General features: G+C 66.7%; 16 protein-coding genes. 10 read left to right on the top strand and 6 right to left on the bottom strand.

Going from position 1 to position 18219, the window contains the following annotated elements:
- Positions 1-128: 128 nt before the first annotated feature.
- Positions 129-1436, bottom strand: coding sequence for a shikimate transporter (gene shiA, locus LGN10_RS05375; protein WP_059639479.1), 1308 nt, complete (start codon positions 1434-1436; stop codon positions 129-131).
- Between the two features lie 356 nt (positions 1437-1792).
- On the opposite strand from shiA, the gene LGN10_RS05370 reads away from it, so the two are divergent.
- Positions 1793-2920 (top strand): 4-hydroxyphenylpyruvate dioxygenase family protein, encoded by a 1128-nt coding sequence (locus LGN10_RS05370; protein ID WP_059574395.1) that lies wholly within the window; start codon positions 1793-1795, stop codon positions 2918-2920.
- A 158-nt stretch (positions 2921-3078) separates the two neighbouring features.
- Here the strand turns inward: LGN10_RS05370 and LGN10_RS05365 are convergent, their stop codons facing one another.
- From LGN10_RS05365 to LGN10_RS05355, 3 genes are all read right to left on the bottom strand, one after another.
- On the bottom strand, positions 3079-4419 hold the full coding sequence (locus tag LGN10_RS05365) for a type II toxin-antitoxin system HipA family toxin (RefSeq protein ID WP_226222087.1): 1341 nt from the start codon (positions 4417-4419) through the stop codon (positions 3079-3081).
- 2 nt (positions 4420-4421) lie between these two features.
- Positions 4422-4829: a helix-turn-helix domain-containing protein gene (locus LGN10_RS05360; RefSeq protein ID WP_226222085.1), complete on the bottom strand. Its 408-nt coding sequence runs from the start codon at positions 4827-4829 to the stop codon at positions 4422-4424.
- Between the two features lie 178 nt (positions 4830-5007).
- On the bottom strand, positions 5008-5673 hold the full coding sequence (locus tag LGN10_RS05355) for a cation diffusion facilitator family transporter (RefSeq protein WP_226222083.1): 666 nt from the start codon (positions 5671-5673) through the stop codon (positions 5008-5010).
- Between the two features lie 240 nt (positions 5674-5913).
- Between LGN10_RS05355 and LGN10_RS05350 the strand changes: the two genes are divergently transcribed.
- The 8 genes from LGN10_RS05350 (at position 5914) to LGN10_RS05315 (ending at position 15151) form a co-directional block, all read left to right on the top strand.
- Positions 5914-6933: a DNA-binding protein gene (locus LGN10_RS05350; protein WP_226222081.1), complete on the top strand. Its 1020-nt coding sequence runs from the start codon at positions 5914-5916 to the stop codon at positions 6931-6933.
- A gap of 170 nt (positions 6934-7103) precedes the next feature.
- Complete coding sequence (locus LGN10_RS05345) at positions 7104-7724, top strand: TetR/AcrR family transcriptional regulator (protein ID WP_059574390.1); 621 nt, start codon at positions 7104-7106, stop codon at positions 7722-7724.
- Between the two features lie 233 nt (positions 7725-7957).
- Positions 7958-9016 carry an NADP-dependent oxidoreductase gene (locus LGN10_RS05340; RefSeq protein ID WP_226222079.1) on the top strand — a complete coding sequence of 353 codons (1059 nt, stop codon included), beginning with the start codon at positions 7958-7960 and terminating at the stop codon, positions 9014-9016.
- Positions 9017-9106: 90 nt separating this feature from the next.
- On the top strand, positions 9107-9406 hold the full coding sequence (locus tag LGN10_RS05335; RefSeq protein ID WP_060310945.1) for a putative quinol monooxygenase: 300 nt from the start codon (positions 9107-9109) through the stop codon (positions 9404-9406).
- Between the two features lie 150 nt (positions 9407-9556).
- Positions 9557-10012 (top strand): (2Fe-2S)-binding protein, encoded by a 456-nt coding sequence (locus LGN10_RS05330; protein ID WP_059574387.1) that lies wholly within the window; start codon positions 9557-9559, stop codon positions 10010-10012.
- Between the two features lies 1 nt (position 10013).
- Positions 10014-12233, top strand: coding sequence for a xanthine dehydrogenase family protein molybdopterin-binding subunit (locus tag LGN10_RS05325; protein ID WP_226222077.1), 2220 nt, complete (start codon positions 10014-10016; stop codon positions 12231-12233).
- Between the two features lie 14 nt (positions 12234-12247).
- A complete protein-coding gene (locus LGN10_RS05320) occupies positions 12248-13552 on the top strand; it encodes a cytochrome c (protein ID WP_226222075.1) in 1305 nt (434 codons plus the stop codon).
- Positions 13553-13705: 153 nt separating this feature from the next.
- Complete coding sequence (locus tag LGN10_RS05315) at positions 13706-15151, top strand: NAD-dependent succinate-semialdehyde dehydrogenase (protein ID WP_124858976.1); 1446 nt, start codon at positions 13706-13708, stop codon at positions 15149-15151.
- Positions 15152-15318: 167 nt separating this feature from the next.
- Here LGN10_RS05315 and LGN10_RS05310 read toward each other — a convergent pair whose 3' ends face one another.
- Both LGN10_RS05310 and LGN10_RS05305 read right to left on the bottom strand, forming a co-directional pair.
- The gene (locus LGN10_RS05310; protein WP_059574383.1) at positions 15319-16329 is read right to left on the bottom strand and encodes a patatin-like phospholipase family protein; all 1011 of its coding nucleotides are present in this window, start codon (positions 16327-16329) and stop codon (positions 15319-15321) included.
- Between the two features lie 138 nt (positions 16330-16467).
- Positions 16468-16908 (bottom strand): hypothetical protein, encoded by a 441-nt coding sequence (locus tag LGN10_RS05305; protein ID WP_012340013.1) that lies wholly within the window; start codon positions 16906-16908, stop codon positions 16468-16470.
- Positions 16909-17428: 520 nt separating this feature from the next.
- Here LGN10_RS05305 and LGN10_RS05300 point away from each other — a divergent pair.
- Positions 17429-18007, top strand: a complete 579-nt coding sequence (locus LGN10_RS05300; RefSeq protein ID WP_124858972.1) for a DUF4337 domain-containing protein — start codon at positions 17429-17431, stop codon at positions 18005-18007.
- Positions 18008-18219 lie beyond the last annotated feature (212 nt).

Below are 18219 nucleotides of genomic sequence, written 5' to 3'. Positions count from 1 at the left end.
ATCGGCGCGCGTAACTGACAGTGTTTGACGTCGCGCCCGTGAAGCAGCAGGTCGAATGCCGGCCGGCATGGCCGAATGACCAGCCGCGTGGCCGACCGCGGACGGCGACCGGCCACGCGCTCATCGCGTCATTGCGCCGCCCGCATCCGTGCGGCGACCACCAGCGAGATCAGGCAGCCGGCCGCCAGATAGCCGGCGACGAGGTGCCACGAACCGCCGGCCACGCTGACGAGGCCGACCGCGATGAACGGCGTGAACCCGCCGCCGACGACGCTCGCGAACTGGTAGCCGACGCCCGCGCCGCTGTAGCGGTACTCAGCGCCGAACAGCTCGGTGAACAGCGGTTGCTGGACGCTCACGACCATGTCGTGCGCGGCGTTCGCCAGCAGGATCGAGAAGATCACGATCCACGCGATCGACCGCGCTTCCAGTGCGAGGAAGAACGGCACCGCGGACGCAACGCCGATCAACGCGCCAATCAGATAGATGCGGCGCAAGCCGTAGCGATCGGCCAGCCACGCGAAGCAGGGGATCGTCACGCAGCTCACCGCGCCCACCAGCAGGCCGATGTTCAGGAACAGGTCGCGCGACATGCCGAGGTTCGTCGTCGAATAACTGAGCGCGAACGCGGTGACGATATACATCGTGAACAGTTCGGCGAGCCGCAGCGCGACGATCAGCAGGAACGCCTTCGGATGGCGCGTCAGCGCTTCCAGCACCGGCAGGCGCAGCTTGCGGTTGCCGTGCTCGACCTTCTCGACGAATTCCTGCGATTCGTCCATGTTCTTGCGCACCCACAGCCCGATCAGCACCAGCACGATGCTGAACACGAACGGCAGGCGCCAGCCCCACGACTTGAACGCGGCCTCGCCGAGCGTATGGCTCAGGATCGATACGATGCCGGTGGCCAGCACGAGCCCGACGCCGTAGCCGACCTGCACGCCGCTGCTGTAGAACGCCTTCTTCTGCTTCGGCGCGCTTTCGACGGCCATCAGCGCCGCGCCGCCCCATTCGCCGCCGACCGCGAAACCCTGGATCGCGCGCATCAGCACCAGCAGCACGGGCGCCCACCAGCCGATCGTCGAGAACGTCGGCAGCAGGCCGATCGCGACGGTCGACAGCCCCATCAGCATCACGGTCAGCACGAGCATCCGCTTGCGGCCGAGCCGGTCGCCGTAGTGGCCGAACACGATGCCGCCGAGCGGCCGGAACAGAAAGCCGACGCCGAAGGTGGCGAACGCCGCGAGCGTGCCCATCGTCGGGCTGACTTTCGGGAAGAACTCCGAATTGAACACCAGCGCGGCGACGATCCCGTACAGCAGGAAGTCGTACCAGTCGACGACGGCGCCGACGAAGCTGCCGATCGCGGCCTTGCGGGCCTGGTTGCGCGCACGGGCGCCTGCAGCGGCGTCGAGCGTGTCGAAGGTGGGGGTCATGGCGATGTCTCCTGGCACGGCGCATCGTGGAATCGTGGCGGCGCCGCGTCCGATGCTGCATTGAAGTCGATGAGTGAACGGAGAATAGGGCGCGCGCCGCACGGCGGCAATCGGCCAATCGGATAAATTGCGCGATTATCGTTCAAGTCCGTGCGATTATCGAACGATTTCCGGGTTTGCACTAGGCGGCGCGACGATATCCGTTCGGCCGGGGTGTGCCGCCGTGAACGATCTGGTTAAAATCTGCAGCATCGACAACTCGCCCGTCCGGAGCGCGCGTGCGGCCGCCACCTCGGCCGCGCATGCCGCGCGCGACAGGCACGCTCCCCCATCGACGCATGTCCCCGGAGACTGGAATGCCCGGCAATTCCCACCCCCTGTCCAGCGATACGCCGCCCGTCGCCGATCCGGCCGCCAATCCGCTCGGGATGGCCGGCCTCGAATTCGTCGAATTCGCGGCGCCCGTGCCGGACGCACTCGCGCAACGCTTCGAGCAGCTCGGATTCAAGGCGATCGCGCGGCACGTCAGCAAGAACGTCACGCTGTACCGGCAGGGGCAGATGCATTTCCTCATCAACGCCGAGCCCGATTCGTTCGCCGCGCGCTATGCGGAGGAATACGGGATGGGCGTCTGCGCGATCGGGTTGCGCGTGGCGAACGCCCGGCGCGCGTTCGAGCGTGCGATCCAGCTCGGTGCGTGGGCGTTCGAGGGCGAAAAGGTCGGCGTCGGCGAACTCAAGATTCCGGCGATCCAGGGCATCGGCGATTCGCACCTGTATTTCGTCGACCGCTGGCGCGGGCGGGATGGCCAGCGCGGCGGCGTCGGCGACATCTCGATCTTCGACATCGATTTCCGGCCGATCGACATCGCGACCGCCCATACCGATCTCGATTGCGCCGGCGTCGGCCTGCAGCAGGTCGACCACTTCACGCAAACCGTCGGCGCGGGCCGCATGCAGGAGTGGCTCGATTTCTACCACGACCTGCTGCATTTTCGCGAGATCCACCAGATCGACGCGCATTGGCATGTGTCGGAGGAATCGCGCGTGATGGTGTCGCCGTGCGGCGCGGTGCGGATTCCCGTGTACGAGGAAGGCACGCGGCGCACCGAGCTGATGCATGCGTACCTGCCCGACCATCCGGGCGAGGGCGTCCAGCACGTCGCACTGGCGACCGACGACATCCTGTCGTGCGTCGATGCGCTGCGTGCGAACGGCGTCGAGTTCATCGAGCCGCCCGCACGCTATTACGACGACGTCGATGCGCGGCTGCCCGGGCACGGCGTCGATCTCGATGCGCTGCGCCGCCGCGCGGTGCTGGTCGACGGCGAGATCGGCCGCGACGGCGTGCCGAGGCTGTTCTTCCAGACCTTCGTCAAGCGCCGGCCCGGCGAGATCTTCTTCGAGATCGTGCAGCGCAAGGGGCATCACGGGTTCGGCGAGGGCAACCTCGCGGCACTCGCCCGCGCGCGCGACGCGGGCTGAACGATCAAGTGCCGGCGGCCGGTGCGCGGTCCGGCGTGGGGGCGTGAGATGCCGTATCGGCGACGGCGTCACGGCTTCGGTTCCGTCGGGGCTGCCCGTCGATCCAGGGCTGACGTGTTGCCGCGAAGGCCGACAGCCCGTCGCGGCCCGTCGGTTCGTCACGCAGAATCGGCCGTTGCGAGCTTGCGGCTGTGCCGACGCATGCCGGCGAAAATCGCATCCGCGACGTCCGCCGGAAAATCCGCCGGGATCTGCGCGGCGGCTTCGGCAATCGCGGGTTCCGTGCGGGCGGCGACGGCCGCCATCGCGGCGCGCACGTCGTCTTCGGTCAGGCCGACGCGCCGGCCCTGCGCGATCCAGTGGCGCGGCTGGACTTCACCGATCACGTAATGCCGGTTCTTCCCGCAGACGGCCATCGCGAGGCGTGCGCGGCGCGGCGGAATCTGGTTGCGGCGCGTACCGATGATCGGATGCGCGGACAGCACGTCGTACAGCGGCGTGCTGCGATACGCATTGCCGGCCAGGTGCGCGATGCTGAAGTTCTTCGCGTGGCCGTCGATCGCGGCCAGCACCCAGAACACGAGCTGGGCGACGAAGAAATTCATCCGGTCGCGGGCCGCATCGGCCGAATTCGCGAGGATGCCCATGATCGTCTCGATGCCGGGGCCGCCGTCCGATTCGTATTTCGCCCCCGACGGCGTGCCGGTCGCCTGGCACATGTCCTCCTGCGGCAGTCGCAGGATCCACGAGCCGTCGCGCGACGGCCGCCGGTCGAAGCGCTCGACGATCAGCGCCTTCTGGTCGTCGAACCGGCCGATCTCGCACGGCGCGACCGACAGGCCGTACGCGGCGACGAGCTTCGAACACAGCCATTCGTTTTCGACGGACGTGCGCATGTCGGCCTGCATGTTGCCGACGCGCCCGAGCGGCAGCTTGAAGATGTGGGTCGTCGGCGTGCTGCCCGACGGACGCAGCCAGCGGTTTCCCTGACGCAGCAGCGCGGTTTTTTCCTGCGCGCCGGCAATCGACAGGCGCAGGTCGCTTTCCGGCTCCGCGTGGCCGGGCAGCGGCGCGGCGGTCGCGTGGCGCAGCACGTCGGCAACGGCTGCATCGTCGAGCGTCGCGCCTTCGATCGCCTCGAGATCGGCGGGCGTCTCGCCGGGCAGCAGCATCTGGATCGCGCCGACGCAATCGCGGCCGACCGACGCGAGCAATTCGAACGGCGCCGTCGATCCGAGCCGGTAACGCTGCGCGATGCGGCGGCGGATCGGCTCGCTGTCGGGCAGCAGGTTGTCGAAGTAGTCGGCCACGATCGCGCCCTGGTGCGGCTGGTTGCCGGGCGTAAAGGGCAGCGACAGCGACAGTGGCCGGCCCTGGGGATCGTCGAGCCAGTCCGGCAGGTACACGAGACGCTCGACCCCGCGCCGGATTTCCCAATAGCCGACGGGAATGCCGTTCATCCACAGGTCGAGCCGATCATGGCGGGCGCGTGCGGCCATCGTCACCAGTCCTCCCGCTTCGACACGCGTGGCCTGGCCCGAGTCGTCGCTGCCGGGCGCTTCCGCGCCGCGTCGGCCGCGGCCCCGGCCGGGGATTGCGCGGCCGTGGTGCCGCGGTTGCTCGCGGCCGGCTTGCGGCGCGCCGGCGGCTCGGCATCGGAAGCCGGATCGGCCGCTTCCGCCCGCGCATCCCGTTCGTCCAGGCTGAGCATCATGCGAACGCCGAGCGCGTTCAACACCTTCAAAAGCCGTTCGATACTGGCCGCCGACGGGTTGGCTTCGAGCTGCGCATAGGATTGCTGGGTGATGCCGAGGCGCGCGGCCAGTTGCGCCTGCGTGAGCCCCGCGGATTTGCGGAAGCCGACGAGTATCGGACGCAACTGGGTCAAGGTCTGGACAGGAAAGGCCATCGGGCGCTCCGCGAGATGACAGGCGATCGTTTGTAATCGGAAAATACAGTCTATGGCATGTATTGCAAAAATACAAATGATAGCCTGTATTGACAAAAAACAAACGATAACCTGTTACAGGGAGCCCGATCGGGCAGGCAACGGCACGAATCGTGCCGTCAGGCGATACCTGCGGCGTTCACGATCCGCGCGTCGAGCGATTCGCCCAATCGGCCCATGCCGGCCACTGCATCCAGCCGCGCCGGATGAATCCGGCGCCCGTGCCGAGCACGAGCGCGCCGATCGCGAGCGCGGCCAGATCGTCGAGCCGGCCGAAGCCGACCAGCGCCGCACTCATCGCGAGCGCCGCGAGCAACGACGACAGCGCATCGGTTCGCACGTGCCAGCCGCTCGCCTCGAGCAGCGTGGAGCCGGTCTCGCGCGCCTTGCGCAGCATCCAGTACGACAGCACGGCCTTGCCGGCGAGCGTGACGACAACCAGCGCGAATGCGGTCGCGCCCGGCTGCACGACGGGCGGCGTATCGAACCCGGTCAGTGCATGCCAGATCATCCGCCCGCCGGTCGCGGCCAGCAACGCGCCGAGGCCCGCGAGCGCGAGCGGCTCGTAGGTCGGGCGGCGCGCCGGCGGCAGGCGCGCGTCGAGCCGGCAGGCGACGAGGATCAGCGCATCGGCCGCGAGATCGATCGCCGCATGCACGACGTCCGCGAGCAAACCCGACGAATGCGCGGACCGAGCCGCCGCCGTCTCGACGGCGAGCAGCAGGAGGTTGATCGCGAGGCTGACGGCAAGGGCGCGGGACGTGGCCGCGTAGACGTGGGGCGTGGCGCGCGACGGGCGCTGCATGGCGGATCGCTTGTCGGAATCGGGGACGGCTTCGAACGTTACCGGCCTACGGTGGCACGCCGATGACACGCCGAACGAACGCGCCGAGCGAGGAATCCGGCCTTCCTGACGCACCAGATGAATCACATGGATTCATGTGATCTCGACATTATAGAAATAATGTCAAATCACATCGCTCGATTGATTGGATATTTAACGGTTTACGTTATATTATCAACTAAATTCTCGACCAAACCTGCCATGTCCGATCTCGCTGCCGACGAACCTCGCCTGACCGCCGAAATCGAGCGGCTCAAGGCCGCCTTCCCGAAAACGCGCGAGTTGTACCGCGAAGTGTGTGCGCTGCTGTTCTTCCGCTTCGGTATCACGCCGACGGCGAACCGCCTGTATCAACTCGTTCGCAAGGGCAGCATGAGCACGCCGACGGCCGTCCTCGGCGAGTTCTGGGCCGAGTTGCGGGAAAAGAGCCGCGTGCGCATCGAGCATCCCGACCTGCCGGCCGACTTGCAGGCGGCGGCAGGCGAACTCGTCGCGGCGTTGTGGAATCGATCGAGTGCCGACGCGGCCGCCGCGCTCGATGCGCTGCGCGCGGAAGTCGAAGCCCAGCGGGTCGCGGCGCAAACGGAAGTCGCGACGGTGCGGGCCGACCTGGTCCGCACCGAAACCGCGCTGGAGCAACGCACGGCCGCCTTGCTGGCCGCGCAGGTTCGCATTCAGGAGCTCGAGCAGGCGAGGGCGGCGGACGATGCATCGCGGCAAGCGCTGCAAGCGGATATCGAGCGCCTGAAAGCCGACAACGCGGCGGGCGACCGCGCGCTCGCGCAGGCCCGCGCGGATTTCACCGCCCAGCTCGACAGGTTGCGCGACGATGCCGGCCGCGCCGAAGAGCGGCTGCGCGCGTCGGAGAAGCGGGCGCTTCAGGAAATCGATCGCGAGCGGCTCGCGGCCGCCCGATTGCAAAAGGAACTCGACGCAGCGACATCGCGCGCGGAACAACGCGACTCACAGCAGCGAAAGGAAATGGCGGCGCTACAGGCCCAACTCGGCGATGCGCTGCATCGCTGCGGCGTGCTTCAGGGGCAACTCGACGGCGCACTGGCGACCGGCGCGGCGCGCAGCCACGAACTCGACGCGCTGAGGCGCGAGATGGCAGCGCTCGCGCGCCGGCCGCCGTTGCGCGGCGTCAAGACCGTCCCGGCCGCCGAGCGCAGCGAGCGGCGGGCGCGCACCAGAAAGCGCGCCGACGAAGCGCCGCGCTGATAGCGAAACCGGGGCGCCGATATGACGCGCCGCACGCAGACGGCACGGACAAGCGAAGAGAGCGCCGGCCGGGGCATTGGGCGCCCGACGGGGATCGGGTAAAGTGCCGCTCAACATGCCGGCTCGACGTTACTAGACGACCGGTCTAATCGTTGCTACCATACGCCATCATGAATGCATCTTCAGGCGCCGAAGTCCGCCAGCACATCCTGAACATCGCGAAGCCGATCATGCTCCACAAGGGCTTTTCGGCGGTCGGTCTGAACGAGATTCTCGCCGCGGCGGGCATCCCGAAGGGCTCGTTCTACCATTACTTCGGCTCGAAAGAGGCATTCGGCGAAGCGCTGCTCGAATCGTATTTCGAAGGCTATCTCGCGCATCTCGACAAACTGTTCAAGCAGCAGGCCGGCACGGGCGCCGAGCGCCTGATGACGTACTGGGGCAACTGGCTGCACACGCAGTGCGCGGACGATCCGGAAGGCAAGTGCCTCGCGGTCAAGCTCGGCGCCGAAGTGTCGGACCTGTCGGAAGCGATGCGCGCGGTACTGCGGCGCGGCACCAGTCAGATCATCGAGCGGCTCGCGGGCGGCATCGAGGCCGGGCTGGCCGACGGTTCGCTGAGCGGCGTCGACGATCCGTCGCACGCGGCCGCGATCCTGTACGAGCTGTGGCTGGGCGCGACACTGCTGGAAAAGATTCACCGCAACCGCAAACCGCTCGAGAGGGCGATGATCGAAACGCGGCGCATGCTGAATCTGCCGCCGGCCGCGTCCGACGGCGCGCAGTCGTAATTCCGGCGCGCATGGCGCGCCTTGTTTTTGCCCTCGTTATAGACGACTGGTCTACTCAATCATTCATGACGAACGCTATACGCCGCGTTACGCTGTCCCGATCGCTCCCACCGCCTGCCTGCGACCGCCCCGGCCACACCGCCGCGGCCGTCGGGGGCGCGCACTTCCTGCTGGTCCATCCCTGATCCGATCGTGCCCACGACGCACGTTCATTCCTGTTGACGGAGGCTCACATGCCGCAAAGCAAGACTGCAAACCGCCAGATCGTCCTGAATTCGCGCCCGGTCGGCGCACCGACACCGGACAACTTCCGCGCCGAAACCGGCGACGTGCCGGTGCCCGGCGCCGGCCAGGTCCTGCTGCGCACCGTCTGGCTGTCGCTCGACCCGTACATGCGCGGCCGGATGAGTGACGCGCCGTCCTACGCACCGCCGGCCGAACTCGGCCAGCCGATGGTCGGCGGCACGGTCAGCCGCGTGGTGTCGTCGAATCTGCCGGCGTTTCGCGAAGGCGATCTCGTCGTCGCCGGCGCCGGCTGGCAGGACTATGCGCTGTCCGACGGGCGCGACCTGATCCCGCTCGGCCGCGATTTCGCGCACCCGTCGTACGCGCTCGGCGTGCTCGGCATGCCGGGCTTCACCGCCTACACGGGCCTGCTGAAGATCGGCGAGCCGAAGGCCGGCGAAACCGTGGTCGTCGCGGCCGCGAGCGGCGCGGTCGGCGCGGTGGTCGGCCAGATCGCGAAGCTGAAGGGCTGCCGCGTGGTCGGCGTCGCGGGCGGCGCCGACAAGTGCGCGTACGTGACCGGTACGCTCGGCTTCGACGCATGCGTCGACCACCACGATCCGGCGTTTGTCGCGAAGCTGAAGGATGCGTGCCCGAACGGCATCGACATCTATTTCGAAAACGTCGGCGGCGCCGTGTTCGACGCGGTGTGGCCGCTGCTGAACGACCATGCGCGCGTGCCCGTCTGCGGAATCATCGCGCATTACAACGACGCGGCCTACGACGACAAGGCCGTGTCGACCGGCCGTGACCGCGTGCCGGCGCTGATGGGCGCGATCCTGCGCAAGCGCATCCGCGTGCAGGGCTTCATCATCCTCGATCACTATGCGACCGGCTATGCGCCGTTCCTGAAGGACATGACCGAATGGGTCGCGCAAGGCAAGGTGAAGACGCGCGAGGACGTCGTTCCCGATCTCGCCGACGCGCCGCAAGCACTGATCGGCCTGCTCGCCGGCAAGAATTTCGGCAAGGTCGTCGTGCGCGTCGGCCCGGACGAGCTGGCCTGATCCCGCCGCACGGCGACATACCCGCTGCACGCTGGCGCCGCGAGACGCCGGCTTGTGGCATGCTCGTTTCCGTTTTCAAAGGAGTGAAAAATGGCGCTTCACGTGATCGCTTCGCTGTTCCTGAAACCCGAACACGCGCAGGCCGCCGAGGCCGAACTGCGCAGCATGGTCGCGAAGACGCGCACCGAGCCGGGCAATCGCCGCTACGACCTGTTCCGCGAGCAGGACGGATCGCCGAACCTGCATCTGTACGAGATCTACGACGACCAGGCGGCATTCGACGCGCACCTCGCGAGCCCGTATTTCGGCGAATTCCGCACGAAGTCGGCCGAGTGGTTCACCGCACCTCCGGTGATCAAGGTGCTGTCGGCCATCGACGTGGCCGACTAACAACGCAAGCAAGCAACACCGCCGCGGCTCGCCCGCACCCGGGCCGCGGGGGCACCCGTTGCGCACGACGCAACGGCGATGACGACGACCCTGCGGCGCAGCGCGCCTCGTTCGCGCCGCTTCCCCAAATACAACGGCCCCGGAGGCTGAATGATCACCCTCAACATCAACGGCGAAACCCGCTCGGTCGACGCCCCCGACGACATGCCCTTGCTCTGGGTACTGCGCGACGTCGTCGGCCTCACCGGCACCAAGTTCGGCTGCGGCATCGCGCAATGCGGCGCGTGCACCGTGCATCTCGACGGTGTGGCCGCACGTTCGTGCGTGCTGCCGGTCGCGGCCGTCGCCGGCCGCAAGATCACGACGATCGAGGCCGTCGGCGCGACGCCGGCCGGCCACAAGGTCCAGCAGGCGTGGCGCGAGCTCGACGTCGTCCAGTGCGGCTACTGCCAGTCGGGGCAGGTGATGGCCGCCACCGCGCTGATCGCATCGAACCCGAACCCGAGCGATGCGGATATCGACGCGGCGATGGCCGGCAACATCTGCCGCTGCGGCACGTACCACCGGATTCGCGCGGCCGTCAAACAAGCCGCAAAAGGAGCCTGACATGTCACGCGGACTGATCGAAGCAGGTCGGGCCGGCGCGGGCGTGTCGCGCCGGTCGTTTCTGAAACTTGGCATGTCGCTCGGCGCCGCCGCCGGCGGCGGCTTGCTGCTCGGCTTCAGCCTGCCGGCGGCCGGTGACGATACACGTCGCTCGGTGATCGGCGGCGACGCCGCCGAACCCGCGCCGCCCGGCGTGTTCGCGCCGAACGCGTTCGTGCAGATCGACCGCGCCGGCAAGGTCACGCTGGTGATGCCGAAGGTCGAGATGGGGCAGGGTGTCTATACGGCGCTGCCGATGCTGATCGCGGAAGAGCTCGAAGTGCCGCTGTCGAGCGTGACGCTCGATCATGCGCCGCCCAACGAGAAACTGTTCCTCGACCCGCTGCTCGGCGGCCAGCTCACCGGCGGCTCGACGTCGGTGCGCTACGCGTGGGAGCCGCTGCGCCGCGCGGGCGCCACCGCGCGCACGCTGCTGGTCTCGGCGGCCGCGAAGCAATGGAGCGTCGATCCGGCGAGCTGCCGCGCGGCGAACGGCGAAGTGCAGCATCCGCCGAGCGGGCGGCGCGCATCGTACGGCCAGTTGGCCGACGCGGCGGCGAAGCTGCCGGTGCCGAAGGACGTCGTGCTGAAGCCGCCGGCGGATTTCAAGCTGATCGGCACGCCCGCGAAGCGCCTCGATTCGCCGGAGAAGGTCGACGGCACCGCGCAGTTCGGGCTCGACGTGCGCCTGCCCGGGATGCTGTACGCGGTGATCGTAAACAGCCCGGTGTTCGGCGGCACGGTCGCGAGCGTCGACGACACGGCCGCGAAGAAGATCCCCGGCGTGCGCCAGGTCGTGCGCGTCGACAACGCGGTCGCGGTGGTCGGCGATCACACGTGGGCCGCGAAGCGCGGCGCATCGGCGCTCGTCGTGAAGTGGAACGAAGGGGCGGGCGCGAAGGTGTCGACGAAGGATCTGTTCGCGGATCTCGCGCAGGCGGCGGCGAACGGCAAGGGCGCGGTCGCGCGCAAGGAAGGCGACGTCGGCAAGGCGTTCGCGAACGCGAAGACGCGCGTCGATGCCGTCTACGAACAGCCGCTGCTCGCCCACGCGACGATGGAGCCGGTGAACTGCACGGTGCACGTGCGCGGCGACGGCTGCGACATCTGGGTCGGCACGCAGGTGCCGACCCGCGCACGCGACACGGCGCAACAGTTGACCGGGCTGTCGCCCGACAAGATCGTCGTGCACAACCATCTGCTCGGCGGCGGATTCGGCCGACGGCTCGAAACCGACATGATCGGCCAGGCCGTGAAGGTCGGCAAACAGGTCAATGCCCCGGTGAAGGTGATCTGGACGCGCGAGGAGGACGTTCAGCACGACATGTACCGGCCGTGCTACTACGACAAGATCTCCGCCGGCCTCGACGCGAACGGCAAGCCGGTTGCGTGGCAGCACCGGATCGTCGGCTCGTCGATCCTCGCGCGCTTCGCGCCGCCCGCGGTCAAGGACGGCGTCGATCCCGACGCGGTCGAGGTCGCGGCCGAACTGCCGTACGACCTGCCGAACCAGCTCGTCGACTACGTGCGCCAGGAGCCGCGCCACGTGCCGACCGCGTTCTGGCGCGGCGTCGGGCCGACGCGCAGCACGTTCGTCGTCGAAAGCTTCATCGACGAACTGGCCGCGCAGACCAAGACCGACCCGGTGCAGTACCGCCGCGCGCTGCTCGACAAGTCGCCGCGCGCCCGCAACGTGCTCGACGTCGCGACGAAGGCGGCCGGCTGGGGCGCGTCGCTGCCGAAGGGGCAGGGGCGCGGCGTATCGGTGATGCATGCGTTCGGCAGCTTCTTCTCGATCGTCATCGACGTCGCGGTGGACGGCGGCGAGGTGCAGGTCAAGCGCGCCGTGTGCGCGGTCGATTGCGGGATGGTCGTGAATCCGAACACGATCGAGGCGCAGGTGCAGGGCGGCATCATCTTCGGAATCACCGGCGCGCTGTACGGCGAGATCACGATCGAGGACGGCCGCGTCGTGCAGAGCAACTTCACCGACTACCGGATGATGCGAATCAACGAGGTGCCGCCGATCGAAGTCCATCTGGTGAAGAGCGGCGATGCGCCGGGCGGGATCGGCGAGCCGGGCACGGCCGCGACCGCGGCGGCGCTGTCGAACGCGATCTTCGCGGCCACCGGCACGCGGCTGCGCAAGCTGCCGGTCGGCAACCAGCTGAAAACGGCCTGAGGGGAGGGACGACCATGCGACATCTCACCTTGAACCTGAAGGCGCTGCGCGCGTCGCTGCTCGCGCTGTCCGCACTGCTGGCCGGCACGGCCACGCATGCCGCGCAAACGGCGCCCGCCGACAGCGCGCTCGTCGCTCGCGGCGCGTATCTCGCGAAAGCCGGCGACTGCGTCGCGTGCCATACCGCGCCGCGCGGCACGCCGTTCGCGGGCGGCCTGAAGATGGTCACGCCGATGGGCGCGATCTACACGACCAACATCACGCCCGATCGGGATACGGGCATCGGCGGCTATACCGAGGCCGATTTCGCCAGCGCGTTGCGCAAGGGCGTCGCGAAGGACGGCCACAACCTGTATCCGGCGATGCCGTATCCGTCGTATGCGAAGCTGAAGGACGACGACGTGAAGGCGCTGTATGCGTACTTCATGCACGGCGTCGAACCGGTGAAGCAGGCGAACCGGCCGTCCGACATCCCGTGGCCGCTCAACATGCGCTGGCCGCTCGCGTTGTGGAACATGGTATTCCTCGATTCCACACCGTACGCGGACAAGCCGGCGAAGGATGCGGTGTGGAACCGCGGCGCGTATCTCGTGCAGGGGCTCGGGCACTGCGGGTCGTGCCACACGCCGCGCGGCGTCGGCTTCCAGGAGAAGGCGCTCGACGAAAGCGGCGCGGCGTTCCTGTCGGGCGCATCGATCGACAACTGGTTCGCGTCGAACCTGACCGGCGAGCACAACACCGGGCTTGGCCGCTGGAACGAGGCGGACGTCGCGCAGTTCCTGAAGACCGGCGCGAATCAGCACGCGACCGCGTTCGGCTCGATGGTGAGCGTGATCAACCACAGCACGCAGGAACTGACCGACGACGATCTGGCCGCGATCTCGCGCTATCTCAAATCGCTGCCGGCGGCAGGCGGCACGGGCGCGCCGCCGTACCGCTATGATCCGAAGGCGACGCAGGTCGCGCTGGGCCGGCCGGCAGCTGATCCGGGCGCGAAGGTGTATAACGCTTACTGCCTGCATTGCCACGGGGTGGACGGGCGCGGCTATGCACCGTTGCTCGCGCCGCTCGCCGGCAATCCGAACGTGCTGGAGGCGGATGCATCGTCGCTGATCAACGTGACGTTGAACGGCAGCGACACGCTCGTGATCGGTGGCGTGCCGTCCGCGTATCCGATGCCGGCGTTCTCGAACCAGTTGAACGACCAGCAGATCGCCGACGTGCTGACGTTCATGCGCGCCGGGTGGAACAACGGCGCGCCGGCCGTGCAGGCGGCGGACGTCGCGAAACTCCGCAAGGCGACGGCGGCCGCGCACTGAGCGCGGGGCGCCGCGAAACGAGGGCGGGCCGGCGTGCCTGCCCCCCATGCCGCCGGGTGCGTGCCTGCCCTGGCGGCATGGCTTTTTCTGTCAACCGGCGCGCGGCCGTTCGCGGCGGCGCGCGTTTTATCGACGCAATGTAGGGGTGTCTGGATGGCTAACGTGACTTATACGGATACGCAACTGCTGATCGACGGCGAGTGGGTCGACGCCGCGAGCGGCAGGACGATCGACGTCGTGAACCCGGCGACCGGCAAGCCGATCGGCAAGGTGGCCCACGCGGGCATCGCCGATCTCGACCGCGCGCTCGCCGCCGCCCAGCGCGGCTTCGAAGCATGGCGCAAGGTGCCCGCGCACGAGCGTGCGGCGACGATGCGCAAGGCGGCCGCGCTGGTACGCGAACGCGCCGACACGATCGCGCAGTTGATGACGCAGGAGCAGGGCAAGCCGCTCACCGAAGCGCGCGTCGAAGTGCTGTCAGCGGCCGACATCATCGAATGGTTCGCCGACGAAGGGCGCCGCGTGTACGGCCGGATCGTGCCGCCGCGCAACCTCGGCGCGCAGCAGACGGTCGTGAAGGAGCCGGTCGGCCCGGTCGCGGCGTTCACGCCGTGGAATTTCCCGGTCAACCAGGTCGTGCGCAAGCTGAGTGCCGCGCTCGCCACGGGTTGCTCGTTCCTCGTGAAGGCGCCGGAAGAAACCCCCGCATCGCCGGCCGCGCTGCTGCGCGCGTTCGTGGATGCAGGCGTGCCGGCCGGCGTGATCGGCCTCGTGTTCGGCGATCCGGCTGAAATCTCGTCGTACCTGATCCCGCACCCGGTGATCCGCAAGGTCACGTTCACGGGTTCGACGCCGGTCGGCAAGCAACTGGCCGCGCTCGCGGGCCAGCACATGAAGCGCGCGACGATGGAACTGGGCGGCCACGCACCGGTGATCGTCGCCGAGGATGCGGACGTCGCGCTCGCAGTGAAGGCAGCCGGCGGGGCGAAGTTCCGCAATGCGGGGCAGGTCTGTATTTCGCCGACGCGCTTTCTCGTGCACAACAGCATCCGCGACGAATTCACGCGCGCGCTGGTCAAGCATGCGGAAGGACTGAAGGTGGGCAACGGCCTCGACGAAGGCACGACGCTCGGCGCGCTCGCGAACCCGCGGCGCCTGAGCGCGATGGCGTCGGTCGTCGACAACGCGCGCAAGGTCGGCGCGAGCATCGAAACCGGCGGCGAGCGGATCGGTGCGGAAGGCAACTTCTTCGCACCGACCGTGATCGCGAACGTGCCGCTCGAAGCGGACGTGTTCAACAACGAGCCGTTCGGCCCGGTCGCGGCGATCCGCGGTTTCGACAAGCTGGAGGATGCGATCGCCGAGGCGAACCGTTTGCCGTTCGGGCTGGCCGGCTACGCGTTCACGCGTTCGTTCGCGAACGTGCATCTGCTGACGCAGCGCCTCGAAGTCGGGATGCTGTGGATCAACCAGCCGGCGACGCCGTGGCCGGAAATGCCGTTCGGCGGCGTGAAGGATTCGGGCTACGGGTCGGAAGGCGGGCCGGAAGCGCTGGAGCCGTATCTCGTTACGAAGTCGGTGACGGTGATGGCCGTCTGAGGGTGGTCTGATGGCAGGTTGGCCGCGTGCGTGCCGCCATTTGCGGTCCGCACGCGGCTGGCGTTGCCGAGCGCCGGGCGTTCTGCCCGGCCTCGTTGTTTCTGATTCGTTCGCCGTCGGCACCTGCAGCGCCTGCTGCTCACGAAAGCCCGGCTATCGACGAGCGATCAGCGCCAGAATTGCTCCACCCACTGGCACACACGTTGCCACTCGGCGGTTCTCATGTACGCCTGGGTTTCCTTCTCCAGTTCCGGCGCCTTTTGCCAGTCATCGAGGGCGACGGCTTGACCGAGCACGAAATTTCCGCGCTGGTAATGGGCGTTCAGTATCTGCCCGGCCTGTTGTGCGGCGATCGCCGCCGTCGTATCCATCGTCAGCCCGAGCAGGGCTGCTGCCGGTACGCGCCCGCTTTCGAGCGGCCACAGCCATTTCGAAACGCCCCAGGTCAACGGGTTGACGACAGCGTCCGGGGGAATGCCCACGGGGCTGGTTCCGGTGCCGAGCGACAACAGGCGCACATCGTCGAGACTGCCTGCGCGAGTGCTGGCCAGCGCCTCGGCAATGGCGGACACGGAAGGATTGTTCGCAAACACGCCGCCATCGGCGAAATAGCCAAGCCCGGCGATTTCGTACGGCGGGAAATACGTCGGCGCAGCCGACGTGGCAAGTGCGGCATCGAACAGGCTGACGTTACGATAGGCGTTGCCGTTTCCGTTGGAGAAGGTGCACGGAGCCCAGCTCTTGGTGGGCGGATCCCACAGGCGCGCCGAGTTGATTGCGACGAAGCGGGACAGATCCGCCAGCTTGCCGCTGCCGACCAGCGACTTGGCGATCTCCTGTAGCCCGGTGTTGACATACTGGCATTGGAACACGCCCGGACCAGCCAGGACCGTGCCTTGTTCGAGTGCTTGCGTGTGCTGTTCGAGTGCTTGCTTTTGCGCCAGCCACGCACCGTTTTCCCGAAAGATCACCGAGCCCTTCGTCCTGTAGATATCGACGATCTCGGAAATGGATACACCGCGGGCGAGCCCCAGGGCGATCAGGCCCCCCGTGGATGTGCCGGCAAAGCCGTCGGCGCTCGCGATGATCCGGCTGCGCCGGTCGAGGTCCTGGATGAGCAGGGCGGTGATCAATCCCCGGATACCGCCGCCATCGCAACTGAGAATCTTGAAGGTCATTGCGTTTCCCTTTTTGATCGTGGGATGAATGCGAATGGCGCAACCCGGCGGGCATCCCGCCGGTGTCGCCGGGGGATGCGCCGCTTCCTGCGCCGTGTCGCCGCCGGAAATTCAAGCCAGCGGGCGAAGCGTCGTGCGTTATTGCTCGTCGAACCTCACATCGAGCACGGTGTAGGCATCCCACGCATACAAATACGCGTTGTCCTTGGAATAGAGCGACAGTTTCTGGTGGTTGAAATCGGAAATCAAAATCGAGCCCTGGCGCGTCCATCCGCGCGCGCCTATCCAGTTATAGAAACCAACGTAGGCGTTATTGCTGACGGACATATATCGGCTGGTGCCGAGGATCCGATAATACGTCACGCCGTTATAAGGGTACTGTTCGAGCGTCAACGCTTTCGCGGCGGAATCGACGAGAACGGCCCATTCGCCGCTGTTTTGGCCAAGCCAGCCCAACTGCACGCCGTCGTGATAGAGCGCCATTTTGAATGTATCGACCTCAATGGCAGAAACAGGGGCAGTATTGGCGAATTCTGCAAAGGTCCCGTGTGGCTGATTTTCAATCGGATTGAGACTCATTTTTTTCACCTTGAAGAGGTTGGATGCTTCCCCGCGCCTTCGAGAACAGCACCATGCGCTTCGGACGCATGGCGCGCCGGCATCGTCAAAGGCCGCGATTCCGGCGAATTTTGTGGTGATCCAATCCGGCTGGGCGATGGCAGATCGACCATGATGGCGCCGGACAACGCCAGCGGTCACGGCCGAGACGGCGGGACACGCCGCAGCATTGGTTTATTGAATGCCGGGCATTCAATTTCCTTCTATTGGGGTGATTATCTCGAGTGTCGCCACTACATTTTCGATTGACTTGGCACCAGTGATTTATAGGAAATGAAATGACGGATGACAAGGTTGGTGAAAGAGGCGAATTTAATCGAAACTAAAACAATTACGATCGAATTGCATATATTTGAAACATTCGAACCTGTCCGGCCATCATGGATGGTTTCGCATGCGTCGGATGGCAGGAGTGGCGTTTAACGTTAGCCAAACGGCCAGCCGGCGACAAATTCATTCAACTTTTGCGGGTTTGCTACGAATGTCTGAAGAATACGAAGTTCATGGCCCTCACGACCATGCGGTGGAACATCACGAGTCTCATGGTGGCGATCGAGGTACGTCGCGCATTGCAGTGCTGACAGCCGTGCTTGCGTGCTTCGGCGCGATATCGGCCTACCAGAGCGGTGCCGACGAGAGCCTCGCGCTGCTCTACAAGAATGACGCCGCGATCAGGAAAACCGAGGCTGCAAATCAGTGGGCCTACTACCAGGCGAAGGGTGACAAGCAGAATCTCGCCGAACTCGGTGCGGCGTTGAGCCCGGAGACATCGCCGCAGCGAAAGCGGTTCGAGACGGATGCCGCGAGATACCGTGCCGACAAGGAACCGATCCGGGCACGCGCCGAGGCGCTCGAAAAGGAAGTCGAGAAGAATAACGCGGCGAGCGAGGAGCGGATGCACCGGCACCATCGATGGTCGCAGGCGACGACCGTCATCCAGATCTCGATTGCACTGGCAGCTATCACGATCCTCACGCGGCGATCATGGATGCAGGGGCTGTCGATCGGCGTAGCCGCGATCGGCATCGTGGTGGCGGGGTTGGCGTTCTTTGGGGTTTGATTGACTGAGAGGCCGTCGGGCTGCAGTCGTATCGATACAGACCAGTGGTTGTGATTTTACATAACGTGAATTATCACCAAAACAGGTTGTAGCGGCTAGATAGAAATGTCCGCTTTTGGCTACATAGAGATGTCCGCATTCGGGCTGCGTAAGCTGACGGGCCGCCGGTTGTCCGGCGCCGGAGGCTGCGATGGCTGCAACGGAACGGATCA

Origin of the sequence: Burkholderia sp. AU32262, from assembly GCF_020419985.1 — a bacterium.
Classification (GTDB): domain Bacteria; phylum Pseudomonadota; class Gammaproteobacteria; order Burkholderiales; family Burkholderiaceae; genus Burkholderia; species Burkholderia semiarida.
This window is presented reverse-complemented; position numbering and strand designations above follow the sequence as displayed.

Coding starts and splice junctions, on each gene's coding strand:
- shiA (WP_059639479.1), bottom strand. CDS start 1,436: ATGACCCCCACCTTCGACACGCTCGACGCCGCTGCAGGCGCCCGTGCG.
- LGN10_RS05370 (WP_059574395.1), top strand. CDS start 1,793: ATGCCCGGCAATTCCCACCCCCTGTCCAGCGATACGCCGCCCGTCGCC.
- LGN10_RS05365 (WP_226222087.1), bottom strand. CDS start 4,419: ATGGCCGCACGCGCCCGCCATGATCGGCTCGACCTGTGGATGAACGGC.
- LGN10_RS05360 (WP_226222085.1), bottom strand. CDS start 4,829: ATGGCCTTTCCTGTCCAGACCTTGACCCAGTTGCGTCCGATACTCGTC.
- LGN10_RS05355 (WP_226222083.1), bottom strand. CDS start 5,673: ATGCAGCGCCCGTCGCGCGCCACGCCCCACGTCTACGCGGCCACGTCC.
- LGN10_RS05350 (WP_226222081.1), top strand. CDS start 5,914: ATGTCCGATCTCGCTGCCGACGAACCTCGCCTGACCGCCGAAATCGAG.
- LGN10_RS05345 (WP_059574390.1), top strand. CDS start 7,104: ATGAATGCATCTTCAGGCGCCGAAGTCCGCCAGCACATCCTGAACATC.
- LGN10_RS05340 (WP_226222079.1), top strand. CDS start 7,958: ATGCCGCAAAGCAAGACTGCAAACCGCCAGATCGTCCTGAATTCGCGC.
- LGN10_RS05335 (WP_060310945.1), top strand. CDS start 9,107: ATGGCGCTTCACGTGATCGCTTCGCTGTTCCTGAAACCCGAACACGCG.
- LGN10_RS05330 (WP_059574387.1), top strand. CDS start 9,557: ATGATCACCCTCAACATCAACGGCGAAACCCGCTCGGTCGACGCCCCC.
- LGN10_RS05325 (WP_226222077.1), top strand. CDS start 10,014: ATGTCACGCGGACTGATCGAAGCAGGTCGGGCCGGCGCGGGCGTGTCG.
- LGN10_RS05320 (WP_226222075.1), top strand. CDS start 12,248: ATGCGACATCTCACCTTGAACCTGAAGGCGCTGCGCGCGTCGCTGCTC.
- LGN10_RS05315 (WP_124858976.1), top strand. CDS start 13,706: ATGGCTAACGTGACTTATACGGATACGCAACTGCTGATCGACGGCGAG.
- LGN10_RS05310 (WP_059574383.1), bottom strand. CDS start 16,329: ATGACCTTCAAGATTCTCAGTTGCGATGGCGGCGGTATCCGGGGATTG.
- LGN10_RS05305 (WP_012340013.1), bottom strand. CDS start 16,908: ATGAGTCTCAATCCGATTGAAAATCAGCCACACGGGACCTTTGCAGAA.
- LGN10_RS05300 (WP_124858972.1), top strand. CDS start 17,429: ATGTCTGAAGAATACGAAGTTCATGGCCCTCACGACCATGCGGTGGAA.